Origin of the sequence: Helicobacter sp. MIT 21-1697 (assembly GCF_026241255.1) — a bacterium.
GTDB lineage: Bacteria > Campylobacterota > Campylobacteria > Campylobacterales > Helicobacteraceae > Helicobacter_C.
In genome coordinates this window covers 33,383-54,217 of sequence record NZ_JAPHNC010000009.1, presented here as the reverse complement: position 1 = coordinate 54,217, position 20,835 = coordinate 33,383, and the positions used below count along the sequence as shown (strand labels likewise).

Annotated in this window: 16 protein-coding genes and 1 pseudogene; 8 read left to right on the top strand and 9 right to left on the bottom strand. The window is 36.1% G+C overall.

Annotation, left to right across the window (positions count from 1 at the left end; genetic code table 11):
• Positions 1-84: 84 nt before the first annotated feature.
• The gene (locus OQH61_RS08235) at positions 85-717 is read right to left on the bottom strand and encodes a trimeric intracellular cation channel family protein (protein WP_266026949.1); all 633 of its coding nucleotides are present in this window, start codon (positions 715-717) and stop codon (positions 85-87) included.
• A gap of 147 nt (positions 718-864) precedes the next feature.
• Here OQH61_RS08235 and flgG point away from each other — a divergent pair, with 147 nt between their 5' ends.
• Positions 865-1,653, top strand: a complete 789-nt coding sequence (gene flgG / locus OQH61_RS08230) for a flagellar basal-body rod protein FlgG (RefSeq protein ID WP_266026948.1) — start codon at positions 865-867, stop codon at positions 1,651-1,653.
• 8 nt (positions 1,654-1,661) lie between these two features.
• Here the strand turns inward: flgG and OQH61_RS08225 are convergent, their stop codons facing one another.
• From OQH61_RS08225 to OQH61_RS08215, 3 genes are read right to left on the bottom strand one after another with little or no spacing between them, the layout of a single operon-like run.
• Positions 1,662-2,894 carry an SGNH/GDSL hydrolase family protein gene (locus OQH61_RS08225; protein WP_266026947.1) on the bottom strand — a complete coding sequence of 411 codons (1,233 nt, stop codon included), beginning with the start codon at positions 2,892-2,894 and terminating at the stop codon, positions 1,662-1,664.
• 8 nt (positions 2,895-2,902) lie between these two features.
• Positions 2,903-4,288 (bottom strand): SGNH family hydrolase, encoded by a 1,386-nt coding sequence (locus tag OQH61_RS08220; RefSeq protein WP_266026946.1) that lies wholly within the window; start codon positions 4,286-4,288, stop codon positions 2,903-2,905.
• On the bottom strand, positions 4,289-5,701 hold the full coding sequence (locus OQH61_RS08215) for an MBOAT family O-acyltransferase (RefSeq protein ID WP_266026945.1): 1,413 nt from the start codon (positions 5,699-5,701) through the stop codon (positions 4,289-4,291). It abuts the gene before it with no gap.
• A gap of 197 nt (positions 5,702-5,898) precedes the next feature.
• Here OQH61_RS08215 and OQH61_RS08210 point away from each other — a divergent pair, with 197 nt between their 5' ends.
• Positions 5,899-6,156 carry a hypothetical protein gene (locus tag OQH61_RS08210; protein ID WP_266026944.1) on the top strand — a complete coding sequence of 86 codons (258 nt, stop codon included), beginning with the start codon at positions 5,899-5,901 and terminating at the stop codon, positions 6,154-6,156.
• Between the two features lie 10 nt (positions 6,157-6,166).
• Positions 6,167-6,679 (top strand): annotated as a pseudogene (locus OQH61_RS08205) (class I SAM-dependent methyltransferase); the annotation flags it as partial.
• A 110-nt stretch (positions 6,680-6,789) separates the two neighbouring features.
• Here OQH61_RS08205 and OQH61_RS08200 read toward each other — a convergent pair.
• Positions 6,790-7,173 (bottom strand): MerR family transcriptional regulator, encoded by a 384-nt coding sequence (locus OQH61_RS08200; protein WP_266026943.1) that lies wholly within the window; start codon positions 7,171-7,173, stop codon positions 6,790-6,792.
• A gap of 80 nt (positions 7,174-7,253) precedes the next feature.
• On the bottom strand, positions 7,254-9,236 hold the full coding sequence (locus tag OQH61_RS08195) for a methyl-accepting chemotaxis protein (RefSeq protein ID WP_266026942.1): 1,983 nt from the start codon (positions 9,234-9,236) through the stop codon (positions 7,254-7,256).
• A gap of 286 nt (positions 9,237-9,522) precedes the next feature.
• Between OQH61_RS08195 and OQH61_RS08190 the strand changes: the two genes are divergently transcribed.
• From OQH61_RS08190 to OQH61_RS08170, 5 genes are all read left to right on the top strand, one after another.
• Positions 9,523-10,356 (top strand): flagellar hook-basal body protein, encoded by an 834-nt coding sequence (locus OQH61_RS08190; RefSeq protein WP_266026941.1) that lies wholly within the window; start codon positions 9,523-9,525, stop codon positions 10,354-10,356.
• A gap of 27 nt (positions 10,357-10,383) precedes the next feature.
• Complete coding sequence (locus OQH61_RS08185; RefSeq protein WP_266026940.1) at positions 10,384-12,075, top strand: N-6 DNA methylase; 1,692 nt, start codon at positions 10,384-10,386, stop codon at positions 12,073-12,075.
• The gene (locus OQH61_RS08180; RefSeq protein WP_266026939.1) at positions 12,076-12,579 is read left to right on the top strand and encodes an acyltransferase; all 504 of its coding nucleotides are present in this window, start codon (positions 12,076-12,078) and stop codon (positions 12,577-12,579) included.
• Positions 12,576-13,289 carry a di-trans,poly-cis-decaprenylcistransferase gene (locus OQH61_RS08175; protein WP_266026938.1) on the top strand — a complete coding sequence of 238 codons (714 nt, stop codon included), beginning with the start codon at positions 12,576-12,578 and terminating at the stop codon, positions 13,287-13,289. Before OQH61_RS08180 ends, OQH61_RS08175 begins: the two co-directional genes overlap by 4 nt.
• A gap of 90 nt (positions 13,290-13,379) precedes the next feature.
• Positions 13,380-14,594 carry a malic enzyme-like NAD(P)-binding protein gene (locus tag OQH61_RS08170; RefSeq protein ID WP_266026937.1) on the top strand — a complete coding sequence of 405 codons (1,215 nt, stop codon included), beginning with the start codon at positions 13,380-13,382 and terminating at the stop codon, positions 14,592-14,594.
• Positions 14,595-14,664: 70 nt separating this feature from the next.
• Here OQH61_RS08170 and rhuM read toward each other — a convergent pair whose 3' ends face one another.
• The 3 genes from rhuM to OQH61_RS08155 all read right to left on the bottom strand — a co-directional run bounded on the left by rhuM (position 14,665) and on the right by OQH61_RS08155 (position 20,832).
• On the bottom strand, positions 14,665-14,985 hold the full coding sequence (gene rhuM, locus OQH61_RS08165) for a RhuM family protein (protein WP_266026936.1): 321 nt from the start codon (positions 14,983-14,985) through the stop codon (positions 14,665-14,667).
• Positions 14,982-16,754 carry an ATP-binding protein gene (locus OQH61_RS08160; protein ID WP_266026935.1) on the bottom strand — a complete coding sequence of 591 codons (1,773 nt, stop codon included), beginning with the start codon at positions 16,752-16,754 and terminating at the stop codon, positions 14,982-14,984. Before OQH61_RS08160 ends, rhuM begins: the two co-directional genes overlap by 4 nt.
• Before the next feature lie 154 nt (positions 16,755-16,908).
• Positions 16,909-20,832 carry an Eco57I restriction-modification methylase domain-containing protein gene (locus tag OQH61_RS08155; RefSeq protein ID WP_266026934.1) on the bottom strand — a complete coding sequence of 1,308 codons (3,924 nt, stop codon included), beginning with the start codon at positions 20,830-20,832 and terminating at the stop codon, positions 16,909-16,911.
• Positions 20,833-20,835: the final 3 nt, after the last annotated feature.

Below are 20,835 nucleotides of genomic sequence, written 5' to 3'. Positions count from 1 at the left end.
ATATATTCTTTCAATGTTAAAAAATCGTAATTGTATAATAAGATTCCAAAAACTAAAATTACTCCTTGCAAGAATCTTTTTACATTATTTTTTCTCCTCTTGCGAAGATTCTTCATAAGAAAACACAGGCAAAGAAAGCTTATAAAAAATTGCCAAAAGCCTTGCACTCACTCCCACTATTAAAGTTAGAATACTAACAAGTGCAACATCTAAATGTGTCCATTCAAACAAGGCATAATACATCGCCCCCGCAATAATAGCAATACCCGCATAAATTTCTTTTTGGAAAACAAGGGGGATTCGCATACATAAAATATCGCGTAAAATACCTCCAAATACGCCGGTAATCACTGCCGCACTCACCGCGATGATAAAACCATATCCTTTATCAATCGCAATTTGTGCGCCAAGAATGCTAAAAACGACTAAACCTACTGCATCAAGGGTTAAAAACACGCTCTCACTTCGTGCCACTACGCGCGGAGCTTTCATCGTAAGTAAGGCAGCAACACAAATAAGCACAACATATTCAGGGTGCGCCACCCAAGTAAGTGGATAGTGATTGAGCAAAATATCGCGAATAGAACCTCCACCAATGGCTGTAACAAGAGCGATAAAAATCACGCCAAATAAATCCATTTTATGTTTGCCAGCAGCAAGCGCACCTGTCATTCCTTCAGCAGTGATAGCAATGATATAAAGCGTGGTAAGGAGCATTATTCTGCCTTTTAGATTCTAAAATAAAGGAACTATAATAGAATCTACCTATAAAAGTGCTAAAAATACATTTATGGAATCGCTTTTGCTTAAAGATTGTGTGAAAATCGCTCTTAAAAGATTCTAAGTTGATAAAAGGATTACCCTATGATGAGATCACTCTATACCGCTAGCACAGGTATGCTCGGACAGCAACTTCAAATTGATAATACCTCTAATAATATTGCCAATGTCAATACCACAGGCTATAAAAAGCAAAGGGCTGAATTTGCCGATTTGTTTTATCAAGTGTTGCAATACGCAGGAACAAGCACAAGCGAAACAACTATCTCTCCCACAGGTATTGAAGTGGGTATAGGGGTACGTCCTGTGGCGATACAAAAAATGTTTTCTCAAGGACACCCAAAAGAAACTGAAAATAACCTTGATATTGCTATTACAGGCAATGGATTCTTTCAAATTGAGCTTCCCGATGGCAATATAGCCTATACACGCGCAGGAAGCTTTAAGCTTGATAATGATGGCAATGTCGTTAATTCAGAGGGTTATCGTCTTATACCAGAACTCACTATTCCAGAGGGTGCGACACAAATTAATATCGGCACTGATGGGACGGTGAGTGTGATTGAGGGGAATCAAACTGAGGTAAATATACTCGGGCAAATTGAAATAGTAAATTTCATTAATCCCGCAGGTTTGCATTCCTTAGGCGATAATCTTTTTATTAATACAAACGCTTCAGGCGACCCTGTGGCAGGTGTGCCCGGACTTGATGGATTTGGGCAGCTCCGACAAGGATTCTTAGAGCTAAGCAATGTCAAGCTCGTAGAGGAAATGACAGATTTGATTACAGGACAAAGAGCCTATGAAGCAAATTCAAAGACGATTCAGACAGCAGATTCTATGTTGCAGACGGTGAATGGACTCAAACGATAAAATAAAGGTTATTGTTTGAGTTTATTAAGCTCATAATAGAGCTTATCAGCAACAAGCTTGTAACCATTAGGCAACAAATGCACATCAGCTTTTGCTAAATTTGCTTCCTCCCATTTCTTTTTGCCACCACTCTGATTGATAAAATCCTCTAAATCAAACAACATCGTTTGCTTTTGCTTGGCAAGTTTAGCAATGGCAGCCTTTACTGCTGAAGCGTTTTTTGTTTTTTTATACACTGCTTTTTTACGCTTTTTGGGAGAGACTTTTTGCACCACAGGTGGTGGGGAAATGAGCAAAATACTTGCTTGTGGATTACTCTGACGAATCAAATCAATAAACTCGCTATAATTTTTTAAAAAAATACTCTCATTGAAGTTATCATACAGCGCATCATTTGAACCATAGCAAAGTACAACTAAATCCGCAGGAAGCAGACTCATCTGCTGCTTTAAAAGAGGCTTATCCCATTTGAGCCAAATATCAGAACGAGCGCCATTTATACCGAGATTCTCAACAATATTATTCACGCCTTGTTGCTCATAAATAAAAAATCCGCCAAAAAGCACCTTTTCATTGAGCGCACGAATAGTGATAGGATAATGCAGCTTAAGGCTTAGAATCTGCCATATAAAAGGGCGTTTGGCATTAATGATAAATCGTTGATTCTTTGCATCTTCAATGATAATAGCCTTTTCTTTGTTAGGGGCTTTAAAAATGATTTTACTTAGTATTTCTTCTTGCGTGAATTGGGTTTGTGGCGTGAGCGTGATATGAGCGGGCAACTCCACAGGTTTGGCTACCACTCCGCCCATAGGATATTCATCAAGCTCGTGCAAACGCGAATTAAGTATTTCAAAATTATTACTTTCATATTTAAGAGCAATATTTTGATGATAATGAGGATATAGTGGATACACAAATCCGATTGAATGGTTTTTAAAAAGCAACCCACGCAAACGATGAGAAATGAAATCTCCCGCAATATGAGAATCTCCAAAAATACGAATGATAAGATTCTCTTTTTTTTTGAACTTTGTTATAAACTCTTTGGGCGCTTGTTGCTGATAATTTATAATGCCACTTGTGGATTCTAAAAGCTTTTTGCTCTGTGGTATTATTGAGGGCTTTTGGGCTTGTTTTGACTCGCCTAATTCTTTAGCAATAGCCTTTAGAGGATAATCCGCGCCTTGCAATAAACACAAGCTTATACACAATCCCACTCCTATGCTCCATATCCTCATTTTGCCTCCTATCCCTTGTCCCACCAATGCTCCTCCTTTATGTGATGCTCTTGTGCGGGCAGAGAATCGTGTAAATCCTCTTGCATATCTTGCTCTTTTATCTGTGGGATAATCTCAAGTGCGTTGAGAAAGATATTTGCCATAATTTGATAACCACGCGCAGTAAAATGCACACCATCATCAATGCGCACTTGCACACTCTTGCCATTTGCATCTTTGATAAAGGCAGAATATTTCCCCTCTTGAGTAACAATGCCATTACTTTGCAAGAAATACTCGCCCCCCTCTTTTACAACGCGTTCATACAAGCCATTCAAATACACAACCTTATCATTGAGAGATTTTGCACTCACCAATGGCACTTCATACCACGCTACTCGCGCTCCATAGCTATGAGCAACATTGACAATCTCCTCAATACGCTGGATATAAGTCTCCTCCCAACGCGCACTTTTAAAGGCAATATTATTTTTCATACTCCAAGGATCATTTGCACCCAAAATCACAACCACAAGAGCAATATCAGGGTTTTTTTCAAAGGCTGCTCTAAGGGCTGCTTCCCAATTAAAATAATGCTTATAAGTCAATCCCGTGCTATGTTTGCTCAAATTTATGCCGTGCAAATGCACTTTTTTAAAAGTTTTAAGCACATAAGGCGCTATGCCTTGCATCATAGAATCCCCAATAAGCAAGACAGATGAGCCCTCATCAATGGGTATGCGTGGGTTATGAATTGGGCGAAGAGGCATATAACTCTCCTGCACTTTAGGGCTTTGCTCCTTAATGGAGGGCTTTTTGACAGGTGGCGGAATAGGTTGGGCAGTTTGTGCGGATTGATTCACAGGAGGTGGAGTAATGGGAACAGGCTCATCTGTAAGGGTTGGTGTTTGTATAGTCTCTGAATCTTTTGAAGAATGTTCGTTATCTTTGGGCACAGGAGGGTTAGCACTCAAATCTTGTGATGTTTGAGAAGGTGGATTCTCATTAATGGGCAATGGAGTATGAGATAAGGGAGGAGTTTTTGGCTTAGGGTACGAGACATTGTTTGTATTGTGTTTAGGTTTTTTAGACTTTTTGGAATCTTTCTTTGCAGGTGCATTCCTTTTATCTTGCTCGGGCTTTTTTTCTTGTGTAAAAGCGAGATTATCAAAGGTAAATATCTCTTTGCGCACTTGTTCAAGCGATTGTGTAAGATTATCAGCATAAGCAAATAGTGCATTATTTCTAAGCATAATGCGCTCATAAAATCCACTCAAAACCTGCACGAAAGGATAGGGGGATTCTGTAAAATTATGATATTGCTGCTCAACATAGAGTATAATAGAGCTATGCAGCGTAATAAAAAGTTGCACAAGAGTTGCAAACGCAATAAATACAAATTTTGTCTCTTTCACTTAAAAACTCGCATAGATAAAATGAGGTATGCCAGAGGGCATCATTGCAATAATAAGTGTAAAAATAATGCTTAATACAAAAGGCTTTATAAACCACGGAATAAAGCTTAGAATCTTTTGGCATAAATCTATACTCCCACGCATAAAGGGATAAAACATAAAGAAAATAAAAGCACCACCAAGTGCGTATAAAGTATATTGAGGCAAGGGAAAAGTAAAGTTTTGATACAATGCAAGAAAAAAGCTTGTTGCCTCATCAAGCGAATGGTAAAAAAAGAAAATCCAGCAAAAACTCACAAACATAAAAGTCAAAAATGAACTCACAAAAGGCAGAAAATCAAAGTTGATATGCAGAGATTTAAGGCAATTAAGCCATATTATCCCAAATCCGTGCAAAAGCCCCCAAATGAGAAAATTCAAAGTATTTCCGTGCCATAATCCAGAAAGCCCAAAAGCGATAAGCACAAAAAATTGTGTGCTTATAAACCCTCTTTGATTCCCACCAAGCGGAATATAAATATAATCTCTAATAAAAGTAGAGAGGCTTATATGCCACCTATTCCAAAAATCTTTGAGATTCTTTGCCATATAGGGCATATTAAAATTAGGAGGCAAACTAAAGCCCAACATAAGCGCAAATGCACTCACAAGATGCACATAACCACTAAAATCACAATAAATCTGCGCACTATATGCCAAAATCCCGCTTAAAAGCTCAAGGCTATGATATTCAAAGGGTGCGCTTAGGATTGGTTGAGAGTAGATTCCAAGATAGTTTGCGATAAATGCCTTTTTGATTACACCAAAAAGCACAAGCGTGATAATCAAATCAATAGAGCCAAAAGTGCGTGGTGCGCGATATTGAACAAAGAAAAACTGACTTCGCATAATCGGACCCGCAAGAAATGTAGCAAAAAATGACAGATAAGTCGCCACACCAATAAAGCTCTCAAGTGCAGGATTGCCCTCTTCGTAATAAGTATCACGCACGAGATTCTTACCTGTTTCATATACAGAGCGTAAATAAGTGATGGAGGCAAAGGTATAAAAACTAAGTCCCAAAGGAAAAATTACATCTGCTTCAAAAAAATCAAGACCCACAAACTCAAGCAGCAAATCAACCTCATCTTTGATGCTTGCATAATATTTAAAAAAACACAAAATAGCAATCACAAGACTTACGCAGCTCAAAAAAATAAAGCGAGAGCGAGTGCTATCAATAAAAAGTGCGAGAAAATATACAAAACAAGTATAACAAAATACTACGAGTGCAAAATAGGGACTAAAAAGATAAATCACGCAATAATTAAACGCTAAAAGCGCAAGATTCTGTAATGTATAGGATTTGATAAGCCAATAGAATACAAAAAAAGCAAGGAGAAGCAAACTAAATTCAAGTGAAAAAAAACTCATACTCCTGCTCTGTCCTTTTGTATAGAATCTTGTAGTGTTTTGTTTAAGGCTATAACTTAGCTTGTAGTCTCATTATGGCTCAAAATTATAGCACACAAAGCTAACGCTGCTTGAACAACAAAGCCTTATTGCCATTAAAGTTAATAAAATTTAAAGTATAATGCCCTTTTTCAAAAAATAGTAGCAAGGAGAGAGAAATGATACATCATTGCCTTATTAACCAATATTCAGAAATGGTGGAAAATGAACGCGCTTTTGTCCTAGAGACAATCCAAAAGCACAAGCCTAAAAAAATCTGCGAAATAGGTGTCGCAGCTGGCGCAAATAGCGTTGTGATTTTGGATTTTTTAGCCAATCATAACCTTTTAGATTCTACTTCACTCTATGCTATTGACTACAACACAGAGTATTATCGCGAATTAAACGGGGGGGGGGGCATATCATACTTCGCGTAAAAGCGGATTTTTAGTCCAAGAGCTCACTCCACATCTTGCGCAATACTATCATCTCTACACAGGTGGATTAAGCGCTCATCACTTAGATACAATCGGCAATGATATTGATTTATGTATCATTGACACAATGCATATTGCACCCGGTGAGATTTTTGATTTTCTTATGGTTTTGCCTTATCTTAAGTCTAATGCGGTAATTATCTTACACGATATTGCCTATCATTGTTTTGGACATAGCAAATACGCTAATGTCTGCGCACTTTTATTCCACGCTCTCGTGGGAGAAAAGCACATTCCTACTCAATATAGCCCTTATGAACATTTGTTTCAAAATATCGGCTCTTGTGTATTAAGCGCGGAACAAAGCAAATATTATGAGCTCTATTTTAGGCTGCTTCACTTACCTTGGGTATATATGCCCTCGCCCAAAGATATATCTGTGTTTAAAAATCACATTTCCAAGCACTATGATAAGGCTTTTGTCAATGCTTTTGAGCATATTCTCGCACTGCAAACAAAATAGAGCACTCAATCAAAACCAAGTATTATCAAAAGAATAGGAAGAAAAATCAAGCATTTTTTAAAGTAGGGCTTAAGATTCCCTGTAGCATTGTCATTGCTGCATTTGGGATACTATTTGCTCAAGCATTGTTTTGGTTGGCAATCAAGGCTTTCATAGTGCTGATACTTTTTTTCTAAGATTCTAAGAATCTCCTGTGTCTTAGCCAAATCTGCCTTGACATATTCTATTTGTTTTCTGACAATCTCTTTTCTTTGGGCATTTGTGCTCTCTCCTTGTGCGTATAAATCCATATAAAGCTTTATCGTTTTTATATTCATTTTGGTTTCTCTTAAATATTCCACCCAGAATAAAGCTTCTATATCGTGTTTAGAAAAATACCGCACATTATTATGGTCGCTTTGCAAAAATGGGAATAAACCTTTTTTTATCCAAAACCTTATCTTTGTAGAGGGAATACCCGTTTTTCTCTCTACTTCTATAATGGTATAAGCCATAACATTATCCTTTCCAAAATGAATAATGAAATTATAAAACCTGATACCTAGTATCTGTCAAGGTTTAATTAAAAATTCTTTTAAAATTTCTTTGTATTTATATCTTGCAATATACTTTCTGATATATCTCTCACGGAGCTAGAAATAGTTGCTGTTTTATTGGCTATTTCCACATTCTCGTGTGTGCTAGACATAATATCTTCAACAGCATTATTTATGTGCGAAATATCTGCCGTTTGCTCTCTTATAGATTCACCCATATCATTAATAGATTGCACTAAGAGATTAGTATTAGCTTCTATTTCTCCTAGAGATTTTTGCGTTCGCTCAGCTAACTTTCGCACTTCATCTGCAACAACAGCAAATCCTCTGCCGTGTTCTCCTGCTCTTGCTGCTTCAATAGCAGCATTAAGTGCAAGGAGGTTTGTTTGGTCTGCTATATCTCTAATAATACCTGTAACATTTTTAATATCTTCACTTTGTTGTGTAACCTCACTTGTTTTATCAGAAATAGAGTGCATTGTGCTTGTGAGCTGGTCTAAGGAAGCTGCCACTCGTTCTAAAGAACTTGCTTGAGAATTAGAACTTTTTGTTAAAGAATCTACTGCATCTTGGAGGGTCGTGCTCTCATCAGAAAGAGTATGCGCAAATTCAGCTCTTTGTTTGAGCATTTTTACCATCTCATCACCCAAAAGATTAGCTGTTACTTCCATACCGCCTTTAGGTTCTTGGATTCTTTTCGTAAAATCAGATGTCCTATAACTTTCAAAGACGGCGCTCAACTTATTTAAATCTGAAGCAATCTCATTTTCTAAAAGCTCTAAAAGTCTATTAAGACTTGTTTTAAGCTCATTGAGCTGCGGATTATTTGAAATAGATTCTATGCGCCTAGAGAAATCTCCTTTCTCTACACCTTTGCATACTTCAAGTGATTCTTCCACAACCCTAGCATCTTGCTCCAAATAATCTTGTGTCGTTTGGATACTTTCATTTACAGAACGAGCAATCATATCAAATTCATTAGCAGATGTGGGCGAACGAACAGGCAGAAGGCATACATGCGAACTTTTATGGTTGATGAAATCAAAAAAGCTGCGAAGACCATCTTGCATACCTTTGAGAGGAAAGAGTATTTTGCGAACAAGAAACCCAATAATCAACGCTACGATTAAAATACTCAAAATTGTGCTTATAACCTCTTCCTTTACGAGTTTATTTGCCGCATCACTATAAAGATGTGATTCCATAATAGAGCAAGCCATAAAACCCAAATCTCCAAAAGGAGAACATACCACCTTAATTTTTATACCTCTACTATCTTGAGTTTCAAAAAGTGTTGTATTTTTGAGCAAACTTGGATTGGCTTTTATAGCTGATGCGATATTTTTACCCAAAGCAGATTCTGTAGCTATTTTACTTATATCATCGTGTAGAACTACAATACCCTCTTTATCATAAACATAAGTGTTTATATTCTCTGAACCTCCAATAGGTAAAAGAGAATCAATAACTTTTTGGATTGAATCGTCTGTGGCGATAACACCTACAAACTTATTGTTTTTATCATACATTGGTAGGATGTAGCTAATAGCAAGATTCCCACTTGAATCTGTATAGGGAGAGGTTATGGCAAAACTTCCTTTCTCTTTAGCTGCCTTATACCAATTTCGCTCTCTGACATTATAACCACCTTCAATGGTGAGAATCTTCCCATTTGAGCGGACATTTTTGGCACTTTCTTCTAAGCCTACATACATCAAATCAAGCCCAGCACTTTCTCTTAACGCATCAAAAAAAATAGCCATTCGGGCGGTATCCATAGAGAGATTCTTAACCAACACATTATTTGCTGCGATAAGCACCCTCTCCTGTCTTTGTGCATAATTATTTAATGCGCGTAAAAATGCTCTGTTTGTTACAATCTGCTGCATTTCAAGCTCTTCATAAGTCATTGACTTGAGATTATAATAACTCAAACCATTTACAATAAACAAAACTAAACATACAAGCATAGTTATAACAATAATGAGTCTCCGCGCTATTGTGTCCTTAAAAAGTTTCATCAATGTTCCTCCCTTGAAACTGATTAATAGTGTATAAGTTCTATGTTGCTTTTAGATTAAGAATCTTAAATCACAAAGTATCAAAATATATTGAGTAATAAATAACGAATAAGTAAAATCGGACTATATATAAAAAAATATAAAATCTAACTTTAATTTCTGCCAAAATCCTACAAAAAAAAAAAAAAACGAAAATTCAGCTCTTTTATTTTGATTTATATCAATATAAATATAGAAAGGGAATGTCTTTTGCTTTTAAGCCTTAAAACTGACACAAAGGGGCTTTATGCAAAGTGGATATTATAATACCACAGGCGGTATGGTAACGCAATTTAATCGTCTTGATTTAATTTCAAATAATCTCGCTAATCTCAACACCACAGGTTTTAAACGCGATGATGTTGTCATTGGCGACTATTTAAGACTTTATGAAACACACAAAGAGCAGCTCCCCATAGAAGATCATACGCGTAAAGCTGCTAAATTCCTTAATCGCACGATGGACCGCGTGCCAATTATTAGCGAAGAATATACCGATAGAAGCATAGGAAGTCTCGCTCAAACAGATAATACGCTTGATTTTGCATTGCAACATCAAAATGCTTTTTTTGTTATAAAAACCCCCGATGGGATTCGCTACACGCGTGATGGGAACTTTCATATTGACGCTGATGGACATATTGTGAGTAAAGAAGGACATCTTGTGCTTAGTCGCGATGGATTAGAGGAAGGAGAGGGTATTTCTGTCCCCACAGGTATGCACCTTGAAAGCGATAATAGTGGCAATCTTTACTTACGAAATATCAATAATGATGCGATTGCAGAGCAAATCAATATCGGTGCGCTTGCCGTAGTAGGATTTGAGAATCCACGTTATCTCAAAAAAGTTGGCAAAAATTTTTATGAATATCCAGAAGAACGTTTAGAAGAGCGCGATATTTTGCAAAATAATGGTATTATTGCGCAAGGCTTTTTAGAAAAAAGCAATGTTAATGCGGTGTTAGAAATGACATCACTGATTGAAACAAATCGTCTTGTGGATATGTATTCTAAGGTAATGAAAAGCCATATGGACGAGCTTAATGCAGAAGCTATTACCAAACTTGCGGTGCGCGCTTAAAACATTATTCATTAATATGGAGTATTTATGCAAGGACACAGCCAAGCAATTAAAGAATTGCTGAACTGCTTTGAATACATTAAACGTTATCACACAGATATACTTGATTCCATAGCGATTATACTTGAGATGTTTTGGCTCAAGCGACATTCTCCAGCATTTATTCAATCCCTCATTGCCCTTGCTGCGAAACGAAAACCTATTTATGAAGAATACACCGGTGCGCTCAAAGATGCGCTTGGAGAGGAACTTTATACACCGCTCAATCCTCATTGTAATGTCCTCAAGATTCTTAAAGTCATTATGGCAAATGACACTTCAAATCACACAATAGAGGAATTTTTGCATATCATCACACAAAAAAAGACAACACATAAGCTTTTTTCTTATTCTACGCCTTTAGAAATCAATGAACTTCTTGTAGGGTTGCTTGACATTAAAGAATCTCAAAGTGTATATAACCCCTGCTATGGCACAGGAAGCTTGTTTTTTGCGATTGCTAATTATGCGCACAATGTTGAACTCTATGGTGAAGAGTTAGAATCTAGCCTCGCACGAATTGCAAAAATTATTTGCAAAATTTTAGATTTAAATGCACAACATTTGATTTTAAATAATATCCTCAAAAATGCGCAATTTAAGAATCAAAAATTTGATAAAATCATCTGCAATCCCCCGCTTGATAGCCATATAGGCACACAATTTTTAAAAGAAGACGAGCGATTTGCCACCTATGAGGCACTTATTAAAACTTATCCTGAACTACTCTTTTTAATCCATTCACTCTCACACCTTAAAGATAGAGGCGTGTTTATCCTACGCACACAAACATTGCTCAAATCCTCACTTGAGGGAAAGCTAAGAGAAAGGCTTTGTGAAGAGGGCTTAATAGAATCTATCATTGAATTGCCAAAAAATATCTTCCCTCACCAAACACACGAATTTTCAATTATCGTGCTCTCTCCAAATAATCACGCAATTTTACATATTAACGCAAATGTGCCACATTTTTATCAAAAAGACGGCAAATACAATCGTTTAATCAATCTTCAAGAATTACTCCATATTTATAAACATAAAAATGTAGGTACATATTCCTCACTCACACCTTTAAGCGAAATTGACCCACACGATTTGCGCGTAGCACGATATATACAAGAACCTCAATCTAATGCAAAGAATCATACCCTTCTTGGCACACTCAATATCAATGTATTTCGTGGGCAACGCGTATATGGCAGCGCAAAAGATGAAAAAATTACTTATTTTGATTTGGGCATTGCTGATTTTATGGATTTTGGCTTTTCTGATGAGCTCTCTACCCAACGACTTAAGGGCGATGTGAGTAAGATTGAAAAATACCAACTTAAGCCCTATGATATTGCCTTATCAATTCGTGGCACAACACCTAAATTCACCATTTTGAGCCCACAGATTAAAAATGAAAAAGTGGTGGCAAATGCAGGTATCATCATTATGCGCTCTCCCACGCCAGAGGTTGCCATAGGGCTTTATTGTTATCTCTTTTCAACACAAGGGCAAAAAGCGCTAAGCAAGATTTATGAACGCAATCTTGGCAGCATTAATCCGCCCGATTTGGAGCAACTCCCTATTCCTGATGATTTTTGCGCTAATGCACAAGAAACCTTTAAGCAGATTCAATATTATGCCAAAGAGCTTAAAAAACTCCAATCCAAGCTCCAAGCATTAAGGGGCTAAATGCAAGAAATAAAAGTGCTTCAATCAAGCTTTACACATATCACCTATGGAAAAAATGTTACGCTCGTGCAGCCGAGCAATCTATATGGCTGCACGCTTGAAGATGATGTGTTTGTGGGTCCATTTTGCGAGATTCAGCGTGATGTATTTATCGGCAAACGCACGCGCGTGCAGTCTCATAGCTTTATCTGCTCCCTCGTGCATATCGGGGAAGACTGCTTTATTGGACACGGAGTGATGTTTATCAATGATAGATTCTCACTTGGCACGCCTGCACCAAATGCCACAATGTGGGAGCGCACATATATCGGAAATCGTGTGAGTATCGGCTCAAATGCTACAATTTTACCTGTATCTATTTGTGATGATGTAGTCATCGGTGCAGGAGCAGTGATTACGCGCTCAATTACACAAAGTGGATATTACGCAGGGAATCCTGCGCGTTGCATTCGTCCGCTCAATCCTACGCCGACACAATCTCCTCACACAAAAGACAATCAATGAAGCCCTCTTATCCACAGCATATTGCAGTGATTATGGACGGCAATGGGCGTTGGGCAAAAAAACAAGGTAAAAAACGCACACAAGGACACAAAGAAGGGGCAAAAATTGTCCGAGATATAACGCAATGGTGCGCAGATAAAGGGATTCCATATCTTACACTTTATGCATTTTCTACCGAAAATTGGAAACGTCCAAAAATTGAAGTGGATTTTTTAATGAAGCTGTTAGAAACATATTTGCACGATGAAAAACCAGTATATATGAAAAATCATATCCGATTCCGCGTCATTGGAGATATTAGCGTTTTTAGCACGCGCCTTAAAAATGCCATTTTAGAGCTTGAACACGCCACACAAAACCACACAAAACTCACACAGATTCTCGCCCTTAATTATGGCACCCGCGATGAAATTGCACGCACTTTTATCAAGCTTGCTCATACGCTCGCTCCTCACACTCTTGCCTCACTTACAAGTCAAAAAGTGATTTCTATGATTAATGCTAACCTTGACACTGCTACATTGCCTGATGTAGATATGCTCATACGAACAGGTGGTGAGAAACGTATTTCAAATTTTATGCTTTGGCAGGCAAGCTATGCTGAACTTTTTTTCACACCTACTTTATTTCCAAGCTTTAACAAAAACGAACTTGATGCTATGCTTGAAGAATTTTTGCAACGACAAAGACGATTTGGAGGTGTAAATTAAAATTTTTCATACTTTGTTTGTAAAAAAGTGCTAAAACTTCACTTTATAATTTGTGTTACTGGCAGGTTAAAAAAATATTAAGGACATACAATGGACTTACAAGCACTCAAAAAAGCTTATCCTAAAGCTCTCCCCTATCATATCGGTGGCAAAGTGGGCATTCAGCCTCGCAAAAGATTACGTTCTATTGATGAACTAGGACTAGCCTATACGCCCGGTGTAGCTGTGCCGTGTAAGCAAATTGAAGCTAATCCATTAAGCGCGTATGATTACACTTCAAAGAGCAATCTTGTTGCAGTTATCAGCAATGGCACAGCAGTGCTTGGACTTGGCGATATTGGTGCTATGGCAAGTAAGCCCGTTATGGAAGGTAAAGCTATTTTGTTTAAGAATTTTGCAGGAGTTGATGCCTTTGATATTGAAGTCAATGAAAAAGATATAGATAAGTTTGTCGGCATTGTCAAGGCAATTTCGCCTACATTTGGTGGTATTAATTTAGAAGACATCAAAGCGCCAGAATGCTTTGAAATTGAGCGAAGATTAATTGAAGAGCTTGATATTCCTGTAATGCACGATGACCAGCACGGCACAGCAATTATCTCTACTGCGGGAATTATCAATGCTTTGCACCTTGTGAATAAAAAAGCAGAGGATATTAAAGTTGTCGTATTTGGTGCAGGAGCAGCAGCTGTGGCTTGTGCGAAAATGTATAAAGCATTGGGTGTGAAAAATCTTGTTATGTTTGATTCTAAAGGCGCAATTAGTGCAGATAGGACGGATTTAAACGATTTGAAAAAGGAATTTATCTGTCAAAAGAACTATACCTCATACAAAGACGCGCTCAATGGTGCAGATGTAATGCTTGGACTATCAAAGGGCAATTTACTCAATGGAGATGATATTATGGGAATGAATCAATCTCCCCTCATCTTTGCTCTAAGCAACCCTACGCCAGAGATTATGCCCGATGAGGTGAAAAAGGCGCGTCCAGATGCGATAGTCGCCACAGGACGCAGCGATTTCCCCAATCAAATTAATAATGTGCTTGGATTCCCTTATATCTTTAAAGGTGCGCTTAAAGTGCGTGCGAGCAAAATCAATGAGGAAATGAAGTTCGCCGCTGCCTATGCAATCGCTAATCTCGCGCGTGAGCCTATCACAGATAAGCTTGAGAGGCTTTTAAAGAAAAAAATGCACTTTGGCACAGACTACATTATCCCCTCTGCATTTGATGAGCGGCTGATTGATGTCGTCTCAAATGCGGTAGCAGAGGCTGCGATAAAAAGTGGCGTAGCACGAGTGTGAAAGATTGCTAAAAATAGAATCTGTATAAGTCTGATTGTGTCTTTGGCATAGTGTATTTATGCTTGTTTGCTTAGATTCTAAACTGCGCTTCTCTTTTGCTTCGCACACGAAAGCCCGCAGCTAAAATCATCTCTAAGGAATAAAATTTCACCTTGTATTGCTTACCATCATTAGCAGTTGTTCGGATTTCCCGAATAACTGAATCTGCTTGCAATTCCCCCTCTTTGAGGATATTTGTGATATGTTCACTTATGCTAGATTTGGAGGTGTCAAAAAGTTTTGCCATAGAATCTTGAGCTAAAAATACACTCTCGCCTAGCTCATAAAGTTCAACCTTTATCTTTTTATCTTTCGTGGTGTAGAGGAGGAAGTTTGGCATATTAGTCATCATAAATATTTTCCTCTTAAAATATCCAAAAATAACTGATTTCTATTCTCCGCATCACAAATCAAAGAGTTATAATCCATAAAATGAATTATTATGTTGTTTGCTTGATTGTATTTATAACAAATGGGAAAATCGGTATTTGTATATATTTGATTATAATCATCATTAATAAGACTCTTTAAAACCTCATCGCTAAATTTTAAAAATCCATAAGCCCAAATCCTTACTTTTTTTTGAAAATAAACTTCATTAATCATTGCTGCATAGCCAAGAATTTGTTGATGAGCTATTGCAAAATATTCTTTCTTTGCTTCAGGTTTTTTAAATTCTATAAGCAAAATATCGGTTATCTTATCTTTTTCGTAAGTATTAGAAATAATACTTAGTAAATCGGGTCTTTCTATATTCTTATGTAATTCTGGAAAAATGTTCTTAATCTGTATATCGCTAAAAATTTTATCATAGCACATAAATCTATCATCAAATAGCCAAACATTATTACTCCTATAATCTTGTTTATCATCAAATGTTTTTTTAGGCATAAACAAATTATGAATTTCAGCTTCTATATCCCCTTTATCAACAGAGTTTTTTAATTGTTGAATTAATTTATTTCTATCAAATACATATTCGGCTAATTCTGCTTGAGTTACTTTGGTTAATTTAGATTCGTAGTTTCTTTTTGCTTTATTGCTATCATCTCTTAAAAAATCTTTATCTTCATTAAATTCTTTTTTTGCATTTTCTAGCATATCATTCACATTTAATTCGTTTCTATTTTCAAAATACACTCCAAGATAGGGCAATTCTTTGATTGATTTTTTTCTATTTTCTTTAATTGTATTTTCTACATCAAAATTATGCTCTCTATAAATTGCTTTGAGCTGATTTTCTAATTCATCATATATATCATTCCAACTCAAATCCTCAAACTCAAGCGAATTTTTTCGTTTGGGATAAATCTGTAATTCATTTCTTTCGTCATTAACATTTTTATCAAAATAATTAGATTCTAAAAGATAAAATATTCTTAAATCTTTTTCTTTTGGCAAATTATATTTACTCTCTTGCTCCAAATCTGAATTTTTTATCACAACCCTATTATTTGCGACATAAAACCCCTCATTTTTAAAATCATTTTCTCCGAAAAGATATGATATGCTAAAGGAATAATTTTTAATTTTAAATTCTTTCTTTTTAAAATCTGGTATTTCATTGCTCTTAACATTATCTACACATTCATTATTTCTATAAATATCTATTTGAATATCTTTGCTTTCTGTTTTAAAATAAGCTAAAAAATGCTCTTTAATTTGTTTTTTAATCTTAGAAAAATCAACTGAAAAATTATTTTTTGGATTTGACAAAATTACTTTAGTTTTATCATAAGAAACTTGCTCTTTTGGTTCTGTCATACCATTATAGGTAAAATCAAATTCTTTATTCTTACTTATAATTTTGACATTTTTAAAAAGCTTGAGATACATAAATCTCCCTACGCCCTTGCAACCTAATGATTTTTTATAACCACTACGATATTCCCCAAAAGACTTTAGATTTTCCTCATTAAAACCATCGCCATTATCAATCACTTCAATTTTATCTATATAGGGAGTTTTGTTTTTATCATCTAAACTAGAAGCGATAATCTTAAGTTCAATAAGCGTGGCATTTGCTTGTATCGCATTCATCATTGATTCAAATATTATATTCTCAACTTTGACATTTTTTAATTGTTCTACAACCTCTGGTATATTTACATTGATTTTCATCACAATTTCTCCCACCATAACTTTAGGTTTTTAAGTTTCACATATCTTTATTAATTAAACCATTCAACTCCGCTTCATCAAGCATTCCAATGTTTTTAATGTGAATTTTCATAAGCACCCTTTCTTTGTAATATGTAATTTTAACATATCATTCCTACTCCCAAAAAACAGAGTTTTTCAAAAGTGCAATGAATTGGGGTTGTTTGCTTTGCAGGACTTTAAAAGATTCTAGCAAATAACAAAACTCCTCATAATCTAGTCCATAAAGCTTAGCTATATTAATATCTTGCTTTGCCCTTAGTGTATCATAGGCTTTAGGAGTTTTTGGAATCTCATCTTGCTTAATGCCAAATTCCTTTTGCAATTCTTTAAAATGCCCTACTTTGTCGTTATAAAGCTGCAAGATTAAAGCATTTTTAGCGATAGTCAAATAAGTTGCATTTTCTAAGATTTCTTTATTGCTAGGTTGAGGGAGTGGAATCCTCTCTAAATAAGTCTTATTTACATTGATTTGTAGCATTCCCCTTGCAATAAAATCCACGATTAAAGAATTAAAAATACCTAAGGCAAAACAAAGTCTAGTATGGCTCATTGCTTTATAGGTAATTTTTCTATTATCTAAACTATACACTTTTGGCACACTGCTCCAAATGCTATTCCCAGCCCCACAATTTTTCGGCAAAAGTGAGAAAATCAAAGTGCGCTCATTTGTATCACTCGCAATCGCACGAAATCCTAAGCGGTAAAATTGCCTATCATAGACAATAAAAGAATCTTCTGCTTTCTCTTTGCTTATTTTGGAATACAAAGATTCTAAAAGCCTTTGATATTCTTTATTATCAATGCCCAAATCCTGCTTAAAGCGGTAAATCTCCTTGCTTCTTAGTCGTTTATCAAAAGCCGCAATCTCTAAAAGATATTGCGGCTTAGCAAACTCTGCGTCAAATTGATGAATCATTTTGCCCTCATACAAAGGCACATAACGCTCTTTGTCATTAGTCATATGTAATTCATTACGAAATTCTAAAAAAATCCCTTTGTCATTAGTCATATCTAGCTCTCGCCTCATATCAAGAGAGTTAAGCGGAGCAAAGGCTGTGTAACATTTACGCAAAATCTCTAAATCCTTTTTACCTCGCACTTCTTGGAGGGCAAGCTGATTGGGACTGAGCGCCTTAATATCTTGCAAAGTAAGCGGGATAATGTTTTGCTTCTCATACACTTCTTCAATGCGGGTTTTATAAAACATTGTTTGAATAGTGTATTTTGGCTCTGACTTGACATTTACCACCTGCATTAAAGCAAATTTATAGCGAGAATCCACATCTCTAAATATCCCCTCTCTGTTTTCAAAAGAATAAAAATATTTTAGGCTTTTATTCTCCAAAATCTCTTTGCGCAAGGTATAGCTTCCCTCTTCTAGCATTAGCGCACTAGGAAGCACATAGTTTAATGAGGCATTCTCTCCCAAAAGGCTTAAATTGCGCTCTACAAAAAAGCGAAACAAGTTGCCATCACCACTACCAGCATTTAGAGGAAAATGGGCTTTGTAATAGTTATTTTGGATACTAGCAAAGCTCTTTTGTCTTTCATATTCTTTTTTGATATAGCTTTTAGCTAGGAGATTATCTTGCACCTCCTTTTTACCACTATTACTTAGAGTGCGGTAGTTACTCACAAACTGCGGGAAAAAGTCGCTATCGCTAAATTTTGTTTTATCCCACGGTGGATTGCCTATAATGCAGTTAAATCCTATAAATGAAGTATCATTTGAGACAATCTCGGGAAACTCTATCTCATAGTTGAAAAAGCGGTATTTTTGTGCGTAAGCTTGGATTGCTTCCCTTAGACTTTGATACTCTGTAACTTCGCTTTGTGTGAGTTTTTCTATATTATCACTCTCTGTGAGCGTTTTTAAGGCTTTTAACTCTTGGTTATTCATAAAACTTTGAGCATTGAGCATATTTAAATACAAATTAAGCTTTTCTAATGTTGGGGTAATCTCCTCTTTATAGAGCCTTTTGCTCTCTTTAATCTGCTCTTCAGTGGTGTCTTTGATAGAATCTAGCTTATCAAACACTTCTCCTAAAGCTTGAAACTCCTCCAAAAAGCTAGAAATAAACAAATTACCTCCCCTGCTTTTTTGCAAGGCATTAAAATACTTTTTCAATTCTCCTATGCTCGTGCCGATTAAAGCGTTACCGCATTTGATGTGATGCTCTAAAAAGCTAAGCGGTGTGCCAAAGATAAAGCTATCTATCCAAAGACTAAGCTTAGTAAGCTCAATGCTAAAGGGGTTTAAATCAACTCCAAAAATCACCCTTTTTAAAAGCAGCCGCTTCAAAATATCGCTTTCATCGGCTTCATAGCCTTTGATAAACTTACAAATATTACTTTGCACTGCTTGTTTTTCTTTCTCATACAAAGATTTTAAAGCAGGAAAAGAATCAAAATCATTTTGAATCATTTGCGTGATTTGGTTGAGTGCCTCTACTAGGAAATGTCCGCTTCCACAGGCATTATCTAAGATTTTAAAATGCAAGATATTAGTATCATTAAGCTTATTTTGCAGGGCATTTTCTACTAAAAATTTGGTGATAGATTCTGGTGTGTAAAAGCTTGCGGTGCTTTTGCGTGAATTGCTCGTGTTTTTAAGATAGATTTGTCCTTTTTTATACTCTTGGGCGCGGTGGATTGTGGAATCTTTAGCGATTTTTGCATAATCATAGCTATCAAAATAGCCTTCAATGGATTCTAGTTTGCCCTTGCCCTTTTTGGGTGCATAGAGGAGGTAGAATAAATCCTCCTCTGCGACTTCAAAGAAATAAGAGAGCAATCCCTCATAAATCGTGCCTAAATGAGCCACACTCAAAGTGCGATAATCGCGTCTAAAGAGTGTTTTAGGATTTTGGCTATGCACCCCTTGATAGTTAAAAAGAGAATCTAAAATCTCTGTCAATTCCTTATCGTTAAAAATTTTGGGCTTTTTAAGTAGCAGGGCATTGGCTTCATCAAAAAGTCCCCCATTAAAGATTGGCATATCTAAGTTTGGATTGCCCTCATTGTAGATTTTAAAAACCCTTTCAAGTTCGCTTAAGCCGACATAACTTTGAGTTAAATCGTCCTGTTGGCTTTTAAGCTTTTCAAGCAAAGTATAAAGGCTAATATGCTTTTTAAAGCTTGAATGACTTGAGAGAATCGCGTCAAACTTATCCTCAAAATAGGCAATAAACAGGAGGCGGAAGATAAAATAAAGCGAGGATTGGTAAATGTCTTCTAGCTTGGCATTAGGATTTTTAGCATAAATGCAAGAGCCGATTTTCTCAAACAAAGAATCCTTGCCATTGATTCCATAAATGAGGGATTGCAAGTCATCTTCTATATTGATTTTAGCTTGATTATTTTTGTTAAGAATATCTGTGATTGTATTTTTGGATTCTACATTTGGCTTTTGTGTGAAGTTGTTTGCGTGAAAAATGTGATAAAAATAGTTAAAATCCTCTAAATCGCCCAATTCTAAAAGCTTTTCTAAATGAATTTCATAAAAGATTTTTTGGCTACTCAATTTAGAATTATCATAAAACCGCCAAATCCTGCCATTGGTTAAAAATCCAAAATCAAGCTTAAGGCTACTTAAATAGCGCAAAAGCTGGAAATGTGGATTGTCTTTTATCTTTTTATTATCCACCTCTACATTGTAAGCTTTGGATTCTAAAATCACAGAAATATGGGCATTTGTCGCTTTCCTTTGCTCTCTTTCTATGCTTTCATAGGCTTTTTTAGAATCTATATCGCTAAAAAGTAAGAAATCGGGCTTATCTAACTTACCTTGAATAATTTTTTCCTCTTGGCGAATAGAGTGCCAACCTAGAATCCCCAATACTTTGGCGATAAAATCATTTTCTAATTGTGGTTCATTTTGCTTTAAAAACTTCTCCTTATCATAAAGTGCTTTTATAGAATCTAGTGCGTCTTGTGCTTTTTGCTTATTTTCTGCAAACTTATAAATGTGCGGGAAATCCACTTCTAGGGTGTAAGTGGTAAAAAGGTTGTTAGTAAGAAAAGCGAAGTTTGACATTTT

What these genes read in the sequence shown, in the direction of transcription:
- OQH61_RS08175 (WP_266026938.1), top strand. Translation starts at nt 12,576, where the DNA reads ATGAAGCCCTCTTATCCACAGCATATTGCAGTGATTATGGACGGCAAT.
- OQH61_RS08235 (WP_266026949.1), bottom strand. Translation starts at nt 717, where the DNA reads ATGCTCCTTACCACGCTTTATATCATTGCTATCACTGCTGAAGGAATG.
- OQH61_RS08190 (WP_266026941.1), top strand. Translation starts at nt 9,523, where the DNA reads ATGCAAAGTGGATATTATAATACCACAGGCGGTATGGTAACGCAATTT.
- OQH61_RS08180 (WP_266026939.1), top strand. Translation starts at nt 12,076, where the DNA reads ATGCAAGAAATAAAAGTGCTTCAATCAAGCTTTACACATATCACCTAT.
- OQH61_RS08215 (WP_266026945.1), bottom strand. Translation starts at nt 5,701, where the DNA reads ATGAGTTTTTTTTCACTTGAATTTAGTTTGCTTCTCCTTGCTTTTTTT.
- OQH61_RS08210 (WP_266026944.1), top strand. Translation starts at nt 5,899, where the DNA reads ATGATACATCATTGCCTTATTAACCAATATTCAGAAATGGTGGAAAAT.
- OQH61_RS08170 (WP_266026937.1), top strand. Translation starts at nt 13,380, where the DNA reads ATGGACTTACAAGCACTCAAAAAAGCTTATCCTAAAGCTCTCCCCTAT.
- OQH61_RS08225 (WP_266026947.1), bottom strand. Translation starts at nt 2,894, where the DNA reads ATGAGGATATGGAGCATAGGAGTGGGATTGTGTATAAGCTTGTGTTTA.
- flgG (WP_266026948.1), top strand. Translation starts at nt 865, where the DNA reads ATGATGAGATCACTCTATACCGCTAGCACAGGTATGCTCGGACAGCAA.
- rhuM (WP_266026936.1), bottom strand. Translation starts at nt 14,985, where the DNA reads ATGATGACTAATATGCCAAACTTCCTCCTCTACACCACGAAAGATAAA.
- OQH61_RS08160 (WP_266026935.1), bottom strand. Translation starts at nt 16,754, where the DNA reads ATGAAAATCAATGTAAATATACCAGAGGTTGTAGAACAATTAAAAAAT.
- OQH61_RS08185 (WP_266026940.1), top strand. Translation starts at nt 10,384, where the DNA reads ATGCAAGGACACAGCCAAGCAATTAAAGAATTGCTGAACTGCTTTGAA.
- OQH61_RS08195 (WP_266026942.1), bottom strand. Translation starts at nt 9,236, where the DNA reads ATGAAACTTTTTAAGGACACAATAGCGCGGAGACTCATTATTGTTATA.
- OQH61_RS08155 (WP_266026934.1), bottom strand. Translation starts at nt 20,832, where the DNA reads ATGTCAAACTTCGCTTTTCTTACTAACAACCTTTTTACCACTTACACC.
- OQH61_RS08200 (WP_266026943.1), bottom strand. Translation starts at nt 7,173, where the DNA reads ATGGCTTATACCATTATAGAAGTAGAGAGAAAAACGGGTATTCCCTCT.